Source organism: Citrobacter amalonaticus, from assembly GCF_001559075.2.
GTDB classification, from domain to species: Bacteria; Pseudomonadota; Gammaproteobacteria; order Enterobacterales; family Enterobacteriaceae; genus Citrobacter_A; species Citrobacter_A amalonaticus_F.
In genome coordinates, this window is record NZ_CP014015.2 from 4,707,169 (window position 1) to 4,721,844 (window position 14,676).

At 52.8% G+C, this 14,676-nt stretch carries 17 protein-coding genes and 1 tRNA gene; 9 read left to right on the top strand and 9 right to left on the bottom strand.

Annotated features, from left to right (window positions below; translation table 11 throughout):
* Nucleotides 1-5 precede the first annotated feature (5 nt).
* On the bottom strand, nt 6-1,304 hold the full coding sequence (locus AL479_RS22690; RefSeq protein ID WP_044257663.1) for a D-amino acid dehydrogenase: 1,299 nt from the start codon (nt 1,302-1,304) through the stop codon (nt 6-8).
* Between the two features lie 328 nt (nt 1,305-1,632).
* Between AL479_RS22690 and AL479_RS22695 the strand changes: the two genes are divergently transcribed.
* Nucleotides 1,633-3,165, top strand: coding sequence for a SpoVR family protein (locus AL479_RS22695; protein ID WP_061077757.1), 1,533 nt, complete (start codon nt 1,633-1,635; stop codon nt 3,163-3,165).
* 34 nt (nt 3,166-3,199) lie between these two features.
* Here AL479_RS22695 and fadR read toward each other — a convergent pair whose 3' ends face one another.
* Nucleotides 3,200-3,919: a fatty acid metabolism transcriptional regulator FadR gene (gene fadR / locus AL479_RS22700; protein WP_061077758.1), complete on the bottom strand. Its 720-nt coding sequence runs from the start codon at nt 3,917-3,919 to the stop codon at nt 3,200-3,202.
* 222 nt (nt 3,920-4,141) lie between these two features.
* Here fadR and nhaB point away from each other — a divergent pair, with 222 nt between their 5' ends.
* From nhaB to AL479_RS22715, 3 genes are all read left to right on the top strand, one after another.
* Nucleotides 4,142-5,686: a Na(+)/H(+) antiporter NhaB gene (gene nhaB / locus AL479_RS22705; RefSeq protein WP_061077759.1), complete on the top strand. Its 1,545-nt coding sequence runs from the start codon at nt 4,142-4,144 to the stop codon at nt 5,684-5,686.
* A gap of 141 nt (nt 5,687-5,827) precedes the next feature.
* Nucleotides 5,828-6,358, top strand: a complete 531-nt coding sequence (gene dsbB / locus AL479_RS22710) for a disulfide bond formation protein DsbB (protein ID WP_061077760.1) — start codon at nt 5,828-5,830, stop codon at nt 6,356-6,358.
* 111 nt (nt 6,359-6,469) lie between these two features.
* A complete protein-coding gene (locus AL479_RS22715; RefSeq protein WP_061077761.1) occupies nt 6,470-6,811 on the top strand; it encodes a DUF1971 domain-containing protein in 342 nt (113 codons plus the stop codon).
* A 23-nt stretch (nt 6,812-6,834) separates the two neighbouring features.
* Here the strand turns inward: AL479_RS22715 and AL479_RS22720 are convergent, their stop codons facing one another.
* From AL479_RS22720 to AL479_RS22730, 3 genes are all read right to left on the bottom strand, one after another.
* On the bottom strand, nt 6,835-7,281 hold the full coding sequence (locus AL479_RS22720) for a YcgN family cysteine cluster protein (protein ID WP_042318693.1): 447 nt from the start codon (nt 7,279-7,281) through the stop codon (nt 6,835-6,837).
* A gap of 92 nt (nt 7,282-7,373) precedes the next feature.
* Nucleotides 7,374-8,033, bottom strand: a complete 660-nt coding sequence (locus AL479_RS22725) for a fumarylacetoacetate hydrolase family protein (protein ID WP_105291802.1) — start codon at nt 8,031-8,033, stop codon at nt 7,374-7,376.
* 68 nt (nt 8,034-8,101) lie between these two features.
* The gene (locus AL479_RS22730) at nt 8,102-8,395 is read right to left on the bottom strand and encodes a YcgL domain-containing protein (RefSeq protein WP_043000439.1); all 294 of its coding nucleotides are present in this window, start codon (nt 8,393-8,395) and stop codon (nt 8,102-8,104) included.
* A 126-nt stretch (nt 8,396-8,521) separates the two neighbouring features.
* Here AL479_RS22730 and minC point away from each other — a divergent pair, with 126 nt between their 5' ends.
* The 3 genes from minC to minE are packed head-to-tail and all read left to right on the top strand — an operon-like array spanning nt 8,522 to nt 10,335.
* Nucleotides 8,522-9,229, top strand: a complete 708-nt coding sequence (gene minC, locus AL479_RS22735; protein WP_061077762.1) for a septum site-determining protein MinC — start codon at nt 8,522-8,524, stop codon at nt 9,227-9,229.
* A 23-nt stretch (nt 9,230-9,252) separates the two neighbouring features.
* Complete coding sequence (gene minD / locus AL479_RS22740; RefSeq protein ID WP_043000437.1) at nt 9,253-10,065, top strand: septum site-determining protein MinD; 813 nt, start codon at nt 9,253-9,255, stop codon at nt 10,063-10,065.
* 3 nt (nt 10,066-10,068) lie between these two features.
* Nucleotides 10,069-10,335, top strand: a complete 267-nt coding sequence (minE, locus tag AL479_RS22745) for a cell division topological specificity factor MinE (protein WP_043000436.1) — start codon at nt 10,069-10,071, stop codon at nt 10,333-10,335.
* A 103-nt stretch (nt 10,336-10,438) separates the two neighbouring features.
* Here the strand turns inward: minE and AL479_RS22750 are convergent, their stop codons facing one another.
* Both AL479_RS22750 and zinT read right to left on the bottom strand, forming a co-directional pair.
* A complete protein-coding gene (locus AL479_RS22750) occupies nt 10,439-11,239 on the bottom strand; it encodes an aminoglycoside adenylyltransferase family protein (protein ID WP_061077763.1) in 801 nt (266 codons plus the stop codon).
* Between the two features lie 86 nt (nt 11,240-11,325).
* Nucleotides 11,326-11,937 carry a metal-binding protein ZinT gene (zinT, locus tag AL479_RS22755; protein ID WP_236847474.1) on the bottom strand — a complete coding sequence of 204 codons (612 nt, stop codon included), beginning with the start codon at nt 11,935-11,937 and terminating at the stop codon, nt 11,326-11,328.
* A gap of 204 nt (nt 11,938-12,141) precedes the next feature.
* On the opposite strand from zinT, the gene uspF reads away from it, so the two are divergent.
* Complete coding sequence (uspF, locus tag AL479_RS22760; protein ID WP_061077765.1) at nt 12,142-12,570, top strand: universal stress protein UspF; 429 nt, start codon at nt 12,142-12,144, stop codon at nt 12,568-12,570.
* A 29-nt stretch (nt 12,571-12,599) separates the two neighbouring features.
* Here the strand turns inward: uspF and sedR are convergent, their stop codons facing one another.
* Nucleotides 12,600-13,460 (bottom strand): beta-lactamase transcriptional regulator SedR, encoded by an 861-nt coding sequence (gene sedR / locus AL479_RS22765; protein ID WP_061077766.1) that lies wholly within the window; start codon nt 13,458-13,460, stop codon nt 12,600-12,602.
* Between the two features lie 192 nt (nt 13,461-13,652).
* Between sedR and cdiA the strand changes: the two genes are divergently transcribed.
* Nucleotides 13,653-14,537 (top strand): CdiA family class A beta-lactamase, encoded by an 885-nt coding sequence (gene cdiA, locus AL479_RS22770; RefSeq protein WP_061077767.1) that lies wholly within the window; start codon nt 13,653-13,655, stop codon nt 14,535-14,537.
* A 59-nt stretch (nt 14,538-14,596) separates the two neighbouring features.
* Here cdiA and AL479_RS22775 read toward each other — a convergent pair.
* Nucleotides 14,597-14,671, bottom strand: a tRNA-OTHER gene (locus AL479_RS22775).
* Nucleotides 14,672-14,676 lie beyond the last annotated feature (5 nt).

The following is a 14,676-nucleotide window of genomic DNA, read 5'->3' on the forward strand; positions in this document are numbered from 1 at the left end:
CCTTCTTAGTTATGTGCGCCGTGCAGATGTTGGGGACGTGAAGGCGTAAAGCCTGCGTGGTAGCGCGCCACGCTCAAATCGTCATACGGAATGGCAGGCGTGCGACCTGACAGAATATCGCTCAGTAACTGCCCTGAACCACAGGCCATCGTCCATCCCAGCGTACCGTGTCCGGTATTTAATAACAGATTTTTGAAGCGGGTACGTCCCACGACTGGCGTACCGTCCGGCGTCATCGGCCGCAGACCGGTCCAGAATGTCGCCTGTTCAACATGCCCACCGCGCGGGTAGAGATCGCGCACCACCATCTCAAGCGTTTCCCGACGCGGCTGGAGTAGTTCGGTATTGAAACCGACAATTTCCGCCATGCCACCCACGCGGATGCGCTGGTCAAAACGGGTAATGGCGATTTTGTAGGTTTCATCAAGAATAGTCGAAACCGGCGCGCCGTCCTCTTCCGCCACCGGAATCGTCAGCGAATAGCCTTTCAGCGGATAGACCGGAATATCGACAATCCCTTTCAGCATCGCCGTGGAGTAGGACCCCATCGCCATGACGTACGCATCGGCTTTAACGATCTCATCACCACATTTCACGCCGTAAATCTGCTCGCCTTCACAAAGCAGTTTATCCACCGGCGTGTTGAAGCGGAATTTGACGCCCGCCTGTTCGGCCATCTGCGCCAGACGCTGGGTAAAGAGCTGGCAGTCGCCGGTTTCGTCATTCGGCAGACGCAAGCCTCCGGTCAGTTTGTGCGCCACTTCAGCCAGCGCCGGCTCGACTTCCGCCAGTCGGCTGGCTTCCAGCAACTGATACGGTACACCGGCATCTTCCAGCACGGCGATGTCGCGCGTTGCGTTCTCATACTGCTGCGCGGTACGGAACAGTTGCAGCGTCCCGCCCTGCCGCCCTTCATACTGGATGCCGGTCGACGCACGTAGCGCTTTCAGGCAGTCACGGCTGTATTCCGCCAGACGCACCATCCGCCCTTTGTTTTCCATGTAGTGGCTGGTGTCGCAGTTGCGCAGCATCTGCCACATCCACTTCAACTGGAACTGTGTGCCGTCCAGACGAACGGCCAGCGGCGCATGGCGCTGGAACATCCACTTGATTGCCTTCAGCGGTACACCCGGCGCAGCCCAGGGCGCGGCATAGCCCGGAGAGATCTGCCCCGCGTTCGCCGCGCTGGTTTCCAGCGCCGGGCCCGGTTCACGATCGATGACGGTGACATCATGTCCAGCCTGACTCAGATACCAGGCGCTGGTCACGCCAACGACGCCACTTCCCAGTATGACAACTCGCATAGCCACTCCGTTAACAGTAACAGTAAAAGAACAATCATCTAATTACATCTTGATAACCCAGATGAAAATATTATTCAACATATGGCTTTTTTATGGTGACACATCTCACATATAGCAGGCAGAACAGTGAACTCTCTGCTTTGGTATCTCCTGCTGTGGGTTATTTTTATCCAGCATAAAATATTGCGGCCACCCCGTAATCTGGCGAGTCGACCAGCGGAAATCGCAAAGAAAATATTTCTTCACTGACACGGTTTTTAACCGGGTGTTCTATGCTTGAAATGAGGTGCTCCACACAGAGAGTGCCGCCAACAATGAGGGTGCGCGAATGGCTACGATTGATTCCATGAACAAGGACACCACACGCTTGAGCGATGGACCCGACTGGACGTTTGATCTGCTGGATGTCTATCTGGCAGAGATAGACCGGGTGGCGAAACTCTACAGATTGGACACCTACCCGCACCAGATTGAAGTCATCACCTCCGAGCAGATGATGGATGCTTACTCCAGCGTCGGGATGCCGATTAATTATCCTCACTGGTCGTTTGGCAAAAAATTCATCGAGACCGAACGACTGTATAAGCACGGTCAGCAAGGGCTGGCCTATGAGATTGTGATCAACTCCAACCCGTGTATCGCATACCTGATGGAGGAGAACACCATCACCATGCAGGCGCTGGTGATGGCTCACGCCTGTTACGGACATAACTCCTTCTTTAAAAATAACTATCTGTTCCGCAGCTGGACCGATGCCAGTTCCATTGTCGATTACCTGATCTTCGCGCGTAATTACATCACCCAGTGCGAAGAGCGATACGGCGTGGACGAGGTTGAGCGATTGCTCGACTCCTGCCACGCGCTGATGAACTACGGCGTTGATCGCTATAAACGCCCGCAGAAAATCTCCCTCCAGGAGGAGAAGGCCCGCCAGCAAAGTCGTGAAGAGTATCTGCAAAGCCAGGTGAACATGCTGTGGCGTACCCTGCCGAAGAAAGAAGAAGAGAAGACGATTGCCGAAGCGCGGCGCTATCCCTCAGAGCCGCAGGAGAATCTGCTCTACTTTATGGAAAAAAATGCCCCGCTGCTGGAGTCATGGCAGCGCGAGATCCTGCGCATCGTGCGCAAAGTCAGTCAGTATTTTTATCCGCAAAAGCAGACCCAGGTGATGAACGAGGGCTGGGCCACGTTCTGGCATTACACGATTCTGAACCACCTGTATGACGAAGGGAAAGTCACCGAACGTTTTATGCTGGAGTTTTTACACAGCCATACCAATGTGGTGTTCCAGCCGCCTTATAACAGCCCGTGGTACAGTGGCATAAACCCTTACGCGCTGGGTTTCGCCATGTTCCAGGACATCAAACGCATCTGCCAGTCGCCGACGGAAGAAGATAAGTACTGGTTCCCGGATATCGCCGGTTCCGACTGGCTGGAAACGCTGCATTTTGCCATGCGCGATTTCAAAGATGAGAGCTTCATCAGCCAGTTCCTGTCACCGAAAGTGATGCGCGATTTTCGCCTCTTTACGGTGCTGGATGACGACCGGCATAACTATCTGGAGATCTCTGCCATTCATAACGAAGAGGGCTACCGCGAAATCCGCAACCGCCTCTCGTCGCAATATAATCTGAGCAACGTAGAGCCGAATATTCAGGTCTGGAACGTGGATCTGCGGGGCGATCGCTCCCTTACCCTGCGCTATATTCCGCATAATCGCGCGCCGCTGGATAAAGGCCGCAAAGAGGTGCTTAAGCATGTGCATCGGCTGTGGGGATTTGATGTGATGCTGGAACAGCAAAACGAGGACGGAAGTGTGGAGCTGCTGGAGCGCTGTCCCCCCAGAATGAACAGCCTGTAAAACAAAAACCCCCTCATCGCGAGGGGGTTCGTTTTTAGCGGCCCTGAATGGCTAAATCGCCAGGCAGGTTTTTCTGCATCCGGTGCCAGATCTCGCCGCTGTCATGACCGTAACGACGCACCGTTTCGTACACCTGATCGTGCGCGCCCTGCAGGCACAGCTGCGACAGCTTATGGTAGAAACCCAGCGCCAGGCTGCGCGCTTCCGGATTGGCAAAATAGTGACGACCAATGCGGGTATACAACCCTTTCATGCCGTTCAGGATCAGGCCATAAATCGGGTTGCCGGAGGCAAATGCCAGACCGCGGAAAATGTTGTAATCGAGATCGGCAAACGCATCGGCGTGATCGGCCACTTCCTGTGCGGTCGCCAGCACTGCCTGCGCTTTGTCAGGGTGCTGACGAAACGCGGTGCGAATGAAAATGGTGGAGATGTTGGTCCGGACCGACAGCAGATTGTCGATCAACTGCGGGACGCTTTCGTGATCGAGACGCGCCAGCGTTTCAAGAATATTCAGTCCGGAGGTTTCCCAGAAATTATTCACCTTCGTCGGTTTGCCATGCTGAATGGTCAACCAACCGTCTCGCGCCAGACGCTGCAGCACTTCACGTAAAGTGGTACGTGTCACCCCGATCAGTTCGGAGAGTTCTCGTTCTGCAGGCAAGATAGTGCCAGGAGGGAAGCGGTTATTCCAGATACTTTCAATGATGTACTCTTCCGCGAAACCCGCCGGGCTCTGCGCCTTAATGACCATAGTGAGATTTCCATTACACAGCAAAACATAGTTACACTCATCATACCAGACGGGTTACATGCCCGATAGCAGACACAACGAAGAAAAAGTGGATCAAGGCTTCATTTTCTTGATAACGCTGGCTGTCAGGGGTTAAAGGCTTGCCTGCATTCAGACTGACCGTTACTCTTTGTCGCTAACCATAAAAACATCATTTCAATAAATAAGGTAAGGGAAACCATAATGGAACTCTCATGGGGCCGCGCGCTCTGGCGCAACTTTTTAGGCCAGTCGCCAGACTGGTACAAGCTTGCACTACTGACCTTCCTGATAGTTAATCCACTGATTTTCATCATCAACCCGTTTGTTGCGGGCTGGTTGCTGGTGGCGGAATTCATCTTCACGCTGGCGATGGCGCTGAAGTGTTATCCACTGCTGCCGGGCGGTTTGTTGGCCATTGAAGCGGTTATGATTGGGATGACCAGCGCCGCGCATGTTCGCGAAGAAGTGGCAAACAATCTGGAAGTTTTACTGCTGCTGATGTTCATGGTCGCGGGCATCTATTTTATGAAGCACCTGCTGCTGTTTATTTTTACCCGCCTGCTGCTGAGCATTCGCTCCAAAACGCTGCTGTCACTCGCATTTTGTATCGCGGCGGCCTTCCTTTCCGCCTTCCTTGACGCACTGACCGTAGTCGCGGTCGTGATCAGCGTCGCCGTCGGGTTCTATGGTATCTATCACCGCGTGGCCTCTTCCCGTAGTGATGATCATGACATTCTTGATGACAGCCATATCGATCAGCACTACAAAGCGGTACTCGAACAGTTCCGTGGCTTCCTGCGCAGCCTGATGATGCATGCCGGGGTGGGAACCGCGTTGGGCGGCGTGATGACGATGGTGGGCGAACCGCAGAACCTGATTATCGCCAAAGCCGCTGGCTGGCATTTTGGCGACTTCTTCCTGCGAATGTCGCCAGTTACCGTTCCGGTACTGATTTGCGGCCTGCTCACCTGCGTATTGGTTGAGAAACTGCGCTGGTTTGGCTATGGCGAAACGCTGCCGGAAAAAGTACGTGACGTATTACAACAGTTTGACGATCAAAGCCGCCAGCAGCGTAATCGTCAGGACCGATTAAAGCTGATCGTTCAGGCCATTATCGGCGTCTGGCTGGTTATCGCCCTGGCGCTGCATCTCGCGGAAGTGGGACTGATCGGCCTGTCCGTCATTATCTTCGCCACCTCGCTGACCGGCGTGACCGATGAGCATGCCATTGGCAAGGCGTTCACCGAGTCCCTGCCTTTCACCGCGCTGCTGACGGTCTTTTTCTCGATTGTGGCGGTGATCATCGACCAGCACCTCTTCTCGCCGATTATCCAGTATGTGTTGCAGGCCTCTGAGCACGCGCAACTGACGCTGTTCTATCTCTTCAACGGCCTGCTCTCGTCGATCTCCGATAATGTCTTCGTTGGTACGATCTACATTAACGAAGCCAAAGCGGCCATGGAAAGCGGCGCTATCTCTCTGCAACAGTACGAACTGCTCGCGGTGGCGATCAACACCGGGACGAACCTGCCGTCCGTGGCAACGCCAAACGGTCAGGCGGCATTCCTGTTCCTGCTCACCTCTGCGCTGGCGCCGCTGATTCGCCTCTCTTATGGTCGGATGGTCTGGATGGCGCTGCCGTATACCCTCGTGCTGACGCTGGTCGGTCTGCTGTGCGTCGAGTTTACCCTGACCCCAATGACCGAGTGGATGACGCAAACCGGCTGGTTAGCTACACTTTCATAACAACTTACCGGGCATTTCACTGCCCGGTTTGCCTTTTTGCATGATATTTATCCGATTACACAATATTTAAGTTTCTCCTGGTGGCGCGGTAATCGAATTGGTTTACACTGCCGTGTCTACGCATGTTGCAGGGAAATTATTATGTTGCGATATTTAAACCAGTGCTCACGGGGTCGGGGCGCCTGGTTATTGATGGCTTTTACTGCCCTGGCGCTTGAACTGGTCGCGCTGTGGTTTCAGCATGTTATGCTGCTTAAGCCGTGTGTGCTGTGCATCTATGAGCGCTGCGCACTGTTTGGCATCATGGGTGCAGGACTGGTCGGCGCGATTGCGCCTAAAACACCGTTGCGCTATGTGGCGCTGATTATCTGGATCTACAGTGCCTGGCGCGGTGTGCAGTTGGCCTGGGAACACACCATGATCCAGTTGCACCCTTCTCCGTTCATGACCTGTGACTTCGTGGCTCGCTTTCCCGACTGGTTGCCGCTGGGTAAATGGTTACCACAGGTGTTTGTCGCCTCCGGGGATTGCGCTGAGCGCCAATGGGAATTTTTATCGCTGGAAATGCCGCAATGGTTACTGGGCATTTTTGCGGCCTATCTGGTCATCGCGGTTGTGGTCCTGCTTGTCCAGCCGCTTAAACCGAAAAGACGCGATCTGTTCGGTCGTTAATCTCAGACGCTCCCAGCCGGGAGCGTTTTTTTTGCCTTAACGTTATTGCTGACGCAGCTCTATAAGGTGTATATTTAATACATCTTATAGAGCCAGGCAAGGAGATGTCCTATGTCCCACCTACGTATCCCGGCAAACTGGAAAATCAAACGCTCCACCCCGTTCTTCACCAAAGATAATGTTCCCGCAGCACTGCTTTCCCACCACAACACCGCCGCAGGCGTTTTCGGTCAGCTTTGTGTGATGGAAGGTACGGTAACCTATTACGGATTCGCTAACGAAGAGGCCAAAGAGCCTGAAGTCAAAGTCGTGATTAACGCCGGTCAGTTCGCCACCAGCCCGCCGCAGTACTGGCATCGTGTGGAACTCAGCGATGACGCCCAGTTCAACATCAACTTTTGGGTTGCTGACGAACATCAGGGCGATGAAATGTATCAGGCGAAAAAAGCGTAACGCCTGAAATCAGACCGGGCGGCTTAGTCCGCCCATGACGGTTTGTTTAAGATATGGTCCTGCCAGTCATGCACTTCTGACTCTCTTACCGCAATGTGACGTACCGAAATTCGCTCGCCGTGCATTGCCGCTTTCGACCCCGTCAGCAGCGGGTGCCATTCCGGCAATCCTTTCCCTTCCGCCAGCAGACGATAGGCACAGGTCATTGGCAACCATTCAAAGGTGGGCAGATTATCACGCGTTAGCTTGATACAGTCAGGCTCGTACTCGAACCGACGTTCGTAATTGCGACACTGGCAGGTTTTGATGTTGAGCTGGCGGCAGGCGACGTTGGTGAAATAGATCTCGTCGGTATCCTCATCCATCAGCTTATGCAGGCAGCACTGACCGCAGCCGTCACATAACGATTCCCATTCGGCATCGGTCATTTCATCCAGGGTTTTACGTTGCCAGAAAGGTAAATCGCTCATCAGGGTATCCGCCATTGCTATAAAGCTGCACCTTATAACCAGTCTGGCACGTTGATGCAAGTTTTGCCGCCTAAAAAGGCGGCAAGCAGGCGTTACAGGACGCGGGTCGTCAGGGAGTGACCGTTAAAATTGACCACCAGCTCGTCGCCGCTGGCGAGCGGCCCGACGCCTTCCGGGGTGCCGGTCAGCACGACGTCACCCGCTTTGAGAGTAAAGAATTTGCTCATATAGGCGATTAAGGGGACGATTTTGTGGATCATATCCGCCGTCGACCCCTGCTGGCGAACCTCGCCATTGACCGTCAGACCCAGCGGCGTCGCCTGCGGATCGCCATTAAATTCCGCAACCGGAATGAACCCGGACAGCGGGCATGAATTATCGAACCCTTTTGCCTTCTCCCAGGGCTGCCCGGCCTTCTTCATTTTGCCCTGAATATCACGTAACGTCAGATCGAGCGCTACGCCATATCCGGCAATCGCCTTACGCACATGCTCTTCGGTCGCCTGACGCAGCGTTGCGCCGATTAATACCGCCAGTTCGACTTCATGGTGCACCGAGCCCATATCCGTTGGAATGACCAACGGCTGGCGCAAATCGCACAGGGCGGTTTCCGGCTTGATAAACAGCACCGGCTCATCCGGCGTGACGCTGCCCATTTCCTTGATGTGATTCGCGTAGTTGCTCCCGACGCACACCACTTTGCTTACCGGGTAGTCAAGCAGCGCACCCTGCCAGTTATGATGTTGATACATTCATTTTCCCCTAATTTGTCATCGTTGACTTCAGGAATGGCACCGACAGGCATGACGCCGGGTACCGTTTATTTATCGGTTTCTGGATTGTTTTGTGAGGCGTTGAAACGATGTTGCTTCAATAAATCTTCGGGCGGCGGAGGCAGCTGTAAATAATATCCCTGCTCCGTTAAGGCTTGTTTTACTTTATCCAGCGAGGCATTGACTAACTTTTTGCTACCGTCTAACGGCAATATCATTGCCAGCTGTGGTTGACCAAATCCTTTCATCAGTTCTTCAGGCACACGTGAGAAATCGTCTTTTTTTTCGACATACAAATAGGTCTGGTCACGCTTAGCACTTCTGTAGATCACACAAAACATACATTTTACTCTGAATTAAACGGATGGCGACTTGCCTCAATATAATAGTGACTATAACATGCCTTCTGGACTTCGGAATATCACTCCACATCGGGGATGATAAATAGCAAATTGAGTAAGGCCAGGATGTCAAACACGCCCATCGAACTTAAAGGCAGTAGCTTCACCTTATCAGTGGTTCATTTACATGAAGCAGAACCCGAGGTTATTCGTCAGGCGTTAGAAGACAAAATCGCTCAGGCTCCGGCTTTTTTAAAACATGCTCCTGTGGTAGTGAATGTCAGTAGCCTTGACGCGCCGATAAACTGGCCGCAGTTGCAGAAGGTTGTGGCGTCGACGGGATTGCGTATTGTTGGCGTCAGCGGTTGTAAAGATGCCCGGCTCAAAGCCGAAATCGACCAAATGGGCCTTCCTTTACTCACTGAAGGTAAAGAGAAAGTGGCGCGTTCCGCCCCGGCAGAACCCGTTACTCCCGCCGCTGTAGTGCAAAACGCTACTCCCGTCACAAAAACGCGATTTATTGATATACCCGTTCGTTCCGGTCAACGCATTTATGCACCACAATGTGATCTGATTGTTACAAGTCACGTCAGTGCTGGCGCTGAGCTGATCGCCGATGGCAATATTCATGTCTATGGCATGATGAGAGGTCGCGCGCTGGCAGGGGCAAGTGGCGACCGGGATGCGCAAATTTTCTGTACCCATCTGACGGCAGAACTGGTGTCTATCGCAGGTGTTTACTGGCTGAGTGATAAAATCCCAGCAGAATTTTATGGCAAAGCGGCACGTCTGCAGTTGGCAGATAACGCTTTGACAGTTCAACCGTTGAATTGATCCCTTTTTAACAAGGAATTTCTATGGCACGCATTATTGTAGTTACTTCGGGTAAAGGGGGCGTTGGCAAAACCACCTCCAGCGCGGCCATCGCTACTGGTTTGGCCCAGAAGGGAAAGAAAACTGTCGTTATTGATTTTGATATCGGCCTGCGTAACCTCGATCTGATCATGGGGTGTGAGCGTCGGGTTGTTTATGATTTCGTCAACGTCATTCAGGGCGATGCTTCGCTCAATCAGGCGCTCATCAAGGACAAGCGCACTGAGAATCTCTTTATTCTTCCGGCCTCTCAGACGCGCGATAAAGACGCATTAACGCGTGAAGGCGTTGCAAAAGTTCTCGACGATCTGAAAGCGATGGATTTCGAGTTTATCGTTTGCGACTCCCCGGCGGGGATTGAAACCGGCGCGCTGATGGCGCTCTATTTCGCTGACGAAGCGATTATCACCACCAACCCGGAAGTCTCCTCGGTACGCGACTCTGACCGTATCTTGGGCATTCTGGCGTCTAAATCTCGCCGCGCCGAAAACGGTGAAGATCCGATTAAAGAACATCTGCTGTTGACGCGCTACAACCCGGGTCGTGTTAACCGTGGCGACATGCTCAGTATGGAAGATGTGCTGGAGATCCTGCGCATTAAACTCGTCGGAGTTATCCCGGAAGATCAGTCTGTTCTGCGCGCCTCTAACCAGGGCGAACCGGTCATTCTGGACATCAATGCAGACGCAGGTAAAGCGTATGCCGATACGGTAGACCGTCTGTTGGGAGAAGAACGTCCTTTCCGCTTCATTGACGAAGAGAAGAAAGGTTTCCTCAAACGCCTGTTCGGAGGATAAGTTATGGCATTACTGGATTTTTTTCTCTCGCGGAAAAAGAGTACAGCGAACATCGCGAAAGAGCGATTGCAGATTATCGTTGCCGAGCGTCGTCGTAGTGACGCCGAGCCGCATTATTTACCGCAGTTGCGTAAAGATATTCTTGAGGTCATTTGTAAGTATGTACAAATTGATCCGGAAATGGTCACCGTTCAGCTTGAACAAAAGGACGGCGATATTTCCATTCTCGAACTTAACGTTACATTGCCGGAAGCTGAAGAGTTGAAATAAACGCTCTACTCAGATAATTCCTGGTAAAAAAGGCAGAGCGATCTGCCTTTTTTATTATTTGCCATTCTTCTGTGGCGGCAATCACGATGTCTGAAATATGGCATCACTTATCAACGAGCGATAACTGCCCGGCTATTTTCGCTTTTGCATAGCAGACAAAGCGGGAGACGGCGGGCATAACCTCTGCCCAGTCAACGCTTTCCTGTCCCAGATAGTCGAGCCGCGCGGTCGCAAGTAGAGAAGCGTGTTCGTCCGGGAGATAAGGCATTAACCAGTCTGCCGCGCTGTCTTTCGCGGTAAAACCGCCTGTCGCCACGCTGTACCAGATGCGCGCCAGGGTCAGCACGATATTGCGCTCGTCGCCTTGCAAATCACTATTGTCCTGCCAGAGCGTCAACGTCTGACGGAACGTCTCCCGAATGTCGTTTTCCGGCACTGGCTCAAAAAGCAAATCCGCACGCTCGCCAGTTAAGGCAATGCTGGCACTACGCGCCTGCGTCAATAAAATCGCCAGATCGCTATCCTGCTGTGCGGGTTCATATTTCCCCGCCTGAATATCCTCGCGCAACCACTCGCCAAACTGCATTTCCCGTCGGGGAGGAAAACGCCATGGCACCACATCGGTCTGCACCACAACCGTCACCTCCAGCGCCCGCCAGAGCGTCGACGTGCCAGGCCAGGCTGACACCGACAGGAGTTCCTGCATCAGCGCCTCTCGCTGTGCCGTCGTCAGCGGTACACGCATGGTGACCAGCAAATCAATATCGCTGTGAGGTTTTAACCCACCCTCAACGGCAGATCCGTACAGGTGAATAGCCAACAGATCCTCTCCAAGGATCCGTTCAATGATGGCTTTCGCCTTTTCCAGTTGTTCCCGAAGGGTATCCGGAATCCTCAATGTCATCGCCTCACCGTCATCATGTCATTTCTGCCTGGTGTCACCTTAGCGCGACAGGAAGCCCGCCGACAAGCAGCGGGCTAAGCCTGAATTTAGTGGTGCAGCATTTCATCCACTACGGCCTGCGCCTTGAGTTGATAAGGATAGTAGGTTGGCCAGTTATCCATCTCTTCCAGTAGCGCCTGCTGTGAGGTATTACCCATAAAAATATGGAAGTGGCTCGACGCCCGCGGTGCAATAATATGATCGCTGAACTGCACAAACTTCGGCGCTTTACTGTTTGCGTCTTTGCATTCAAACAGATAACGCACCCCTTTTTTACCCGAGGTGTAGGTCAGGATCTTGTACCCGGCATAGTCATACTGACAGGAGGCCACCTGCTTGCCGATATGAAACTCCATCACGCCATTCTCGATACCAATGGTATCGACTTCCGTCGCATAGCCTTTCCGGTAATAGGCTTTCACCTCTTCCGCCGTTTTCCCCTTACCCTTCGCCGCTTTCTGTTTAAAAACCGGATCCAGCTCACCGCTGACCAGATAAGGATAAACGGATTGCCACATGCCATCCCAGTCGGTAAGCGCCCTGTCCTTAACATTACTATCCGCAAATTCGCCTTCCGCCGCTTTCTGTTCCATCTCCGTCAACGGCACACCATGCGCGTGATCGCCGTGGGCAAAGGCATAACTGCTAAACCATAACATTCCCAGAGAGACAGATAATTTTTTCCAATGAATCGCCAACGTCGTACCCTCAATCAGATGAATAAGATGCAATGTTATATTATAACAATACAATTTATTCAACACCGTTGCGCGTAAATGAAGGAAACTTGATCTGGTCACTTTTTATGCAAAAACCAGATTCGATATACTAAAACCGGAGACAAAAAACAGGAGGTAATGACTATGTATCGTTCTGTTCTGGTGCCCATTGATATCTCAGAAGCCGATCTCACCCGGCAACTTATTCCTCAGGTCAAAATCCACGCCAAAACGGCAAAAGTCCATTTTCTGTCAGTCATTCCCTCAGTCCCCTTTTATGCATCCCTGGGGCTCGCCTACTCTGGCGAACTCCCGGATAAAAATGGACTGCAGACGAAGGCATTACAAAAACTCGACGAGATTGTGAAGCAATTCGATATCCCTGAAGGACGGGTACAGACGCATGTGGTATACGGCCCCCCGAAGGATCAGATCCTGAAGCTGGCGGATACCGTCAGTGCTGACCTGGTGATCATCGCGTCACACCAGCCCGGTATTTCAACGTATCTGTTAGGTTCTACCGCCGCCGCCGTTGTACGTCACGCGCACTGTCCGGTGCTGGTGGTTCGCTGAGCCGCAAACGGGAGCCAGCAGGCTCCCGTTTATGCCATTTTCACGATCCAGTCGCGGAAGATTTCCATCGCGGGCGTCATCGGTTTCGACTTCAGATGGGTGAGCCAGTACCCGCCCATTCGGATCTCAATATCAAAGGGGCGAACGAGTTGTCCGGCCGCCAGTTCTCTGGCAAACATCATTGCCGGAACCAGTGCCGCACCGCCGGTATGGATAACCGTTTCAACCATCAGACGTGAGGAGTCAAAAACGGCACCATTGATCCGCTCTGCCGTCACGCCTGCCGCAGCAAACCAGTTATCCCACTCATCTACCCGATATGAACGCAGAAGATTCTCTTGCAAGAGATCGGCTGGCCGCCTGAGCCGTTGGGCAGTTTCTGGCGTGCACAGGACAGTCAGCGGAGCCTCGCACAGCATGTCGTTATGGGTGGCGGGCCACAGGCCATTGCCAAAGCGGATGGCAAAATCCAGCCCCTCAGCCGCCAGATTCACGACGTTGTTATTTGTGCGCAGACGTAACTCAACGAACGGATGCGCCTGTCGGAATTGTTCAATGCGCGGCAGTAACCAGCCAACGGCAAAGGTGCCGACCGCCGCGACCGTGAGCACTTCACGATACTCCCCGCCCTCAAACTGACGAAAAATGGTGTCGATTTGGCCAAAGGCGTCGGTCAGGACGGCAAACAGTGCCTGTGCCTCATCCGTCATCTCCAGACCTCTGGGCAGACGTTTAAATAGCACCCTGTTCAGGCGATCTTCCAGGATACGTACCTGCTGACTGACGGCGGCCTGCGTGACACAAAGTTCCAGTGCCGCACGAGTAAAACTCAAATGGCGAGCCGAAGCCTCAAAGGCCCGTAGTGCATTAAGCGGAAGATTAGAGCGCATAATAAAGACTCATAAGATTTTCTTTATCCCAGGGTAAATTCTTCTCGCTTGTTAAGCAAGCGCGGAGAGCGGATAGTTCTGGCATCGCAGACACATCATGCGCCTTTAATTCTCTTTCTTCTTTTGTCTGTTTGAACGGAAAAAATAAAGCGCGTGCATTGATCAATTTACTGATTATCAAGGATGTTATTTATGTTTAAAAAACGAGGTCATCAGACGGTACTTATTGCCGCCGCGCTCGCTTTCTTTACTGCCAGTTCACCGCTTTTGGCTCGCACGCTCGGAGATCCCGCACAGGTCCAACAAAAGCTGGCAGCATTAGAAAAACAATCAGGTGGCCGACTGGGCGTTGCGCTGATTAATACCGCCGATCGTTCGCAAATCCTTTATCGCGGTGATGAGCGCTTTGCGATGTGCAGCACCAGTAAGACGATGGTCGCTGCCGCGGTATTAAAACAGAGTGAAACTCAGCACGATATTTTGCAGCAGAAAATGGTCATCAAAAAAGCCGATCTGACGAACTGGAATCCGGTAACGGAAAAATATGTCGATAAAGAGATGACATTAGCGGAGCTAAGCGCTGCCGCTCTGCAATACAGCGATAATACGGCAATGAATAAATTACTTGAGCATCTGGGCGGTACCCGTAGCGTCACGGCCTTTGCCCGCTCAATTGGCGACACCACGTTTCGTCTGGACCGGAAAGAACCCGAACTGAACACTGCCATCCCTGGCGATGAGCGCGACACCACGTCGCCGCTGGCGATGGCGAAAAGCCTGCACAAACTGACGCTGGGCGATGCGCTGGCTGGCGCACAGCGTGCACAGCTTGTCGAATGGTTGAAAGGCAATACGACCGGCGGCCAGAGCATTCGTGCCGGACTCCCGGAAAGCTGGGTGGTTGGCGATAAAACTGGAGGCGGTGATTATGGCACAACCAATGATATCGCGGTGATCTGGCCCGAAGATCGTGCGCCGCTGATCCTCGTCACCTACTTTACACAGCCACAGCAGGATGCCAAAGGGCGTAAAGATATTCTGGCCGCCGCAGCAAAAATTGTGACGGAAGGACTTTGAGCCCGGCGGGTAAGCGAAGAAAGCAAAAAGGCCCAGACAAACGTCTGGGCCTTCAAATTTGGGCCGCCATCGAGGCCTCGAACCCCGTTCCCTACAACAAAAGTCGTTCGCTCTTCCAGATGAGCTAATGGCGGTCTGC

What these genes read in the sequence shown, in the direction of transcription:
- fadR (WP_061077758.1), bottom strand. Translation starts at nt 3,919, where the DNA reads ATGGTCATTAAGGCGCAGAGCCCGGCGGGTTTCGCGGAAGAGTACATC.
- AL479_RS22730 (WP_043000439.1), bottom strand. Translation starts at nt 8,395, where the DNA reads ATGTTTTGTGTGATCTACAGAAGTGCTAAGCGTGACCAGACCTATTTG.
- sedR (WP_061077766.1), bottom strand. Translation starts at nt 13,460, where the DNA reads ATGCGCTCTAATCTTCCGCTTAATGCACTACGGGCCTTTGAGGCTTCG.
- zinT (WP_236847474.1), bottom strand. Translation starts at nt 11,937, where the DNA reads ATGTTATGGTTTAGCAGTTATGCCTTTGCCCACGGCGATCACGCGCAT.
- minD (WP_043000437.1), top strand. Translation starts at nt 9,253, where the DNA reads ATGGCACGCATTATTGTAGTTACTTCGGGTAAAGGGGGCGTTGGCAAA.
- AL479_RS22715 (WP_061077761.1), top strand. Translation starts at nt 6,470, where the DNA reads ATGTCCCACCTACGTATCCCGGCAAACTGGAAAATCAAACGCTCCACC.
- AL479_RS22725 (WP_105291802.1), bottom strand. Translation starts at nt 8,033, where the DNA reads ATGTATCAACATCATAACTGGCAGGGTGCGCTGCTTGACTACCCGGTA.
- minC (WP_061077762.1), top strand. Translation starts at nt 8,522, where the DNA reads ATGTCAAACACGCCCATCGAACTTAAAGGCAGTAGCTTCACCTTATCA.
- uspF (WP_061077765.1), top strand. Translation starts at nt 12,142, where the DNA reads ATGTATCGTTCTGTTCTGGTGCCCATTGATATCTCAGAAGCCGATCTC.
- dsbB (WP_061077760.1), top strand. Translation starts at nt 5,828, where the DNA reads ATGTTGCGATATTTAAACCAGTGCTCACGGGGTCGGGGCGCCTGGTTA.
- nhaB (WP_061077759.1), top strand. Translation starts at nt 4,142, where the DNA reads ATGGAACTCTCATGGGGCCGCGCGCTCTGGCGCAACTTTTTAGGCCAG.
- AL479_RS22695 (WP_061077757.1), top strand. Translation starts at nt 1,633, where the DNA reads ATGGCTACGATTGATTCCATGAACAAGGACACCACACGCTTGAGCGAT.
- AL479_RS22720 (WP_042318693.1), bottom strand. Translation starts at nt 7,281, where the DNA reads ATGAGCGATTTACCTTTCTGGCAACGTAAAACCCTGGATGAAATGACC.
- cdiA (WP_061077767.1), top strand. Translation starts at nt 13,653, where the DNA reads ATGTTTAAAAAACGAGGTCATCAGACGGTACTTATTGCCGCCGCGCTC.
- minE (WP_043000436.1), top strand. Translation starts at nt 10,069, where the DNA reads ATGGCATTACTGGATTTTTTTCTCTCGCGGAAAAAGAGTACAGCGAAC.
- AL479_RS22690 (WP_044257663.1), bottom strand. Translation starts at nt 1,304, where the DNA reads ATGCGAGTTGTCATACTGGGAAGTGGCGTCGTTGGCGTGACCAGCGCC.
- AL479_RS22750 (WP_061077763.1), bottom strand. Translation starts at nt 11,239, where the DNA reads ATGACATTGAGGATTCCGGATACCCTTCGGGAACAACTGGAAAAGGCG.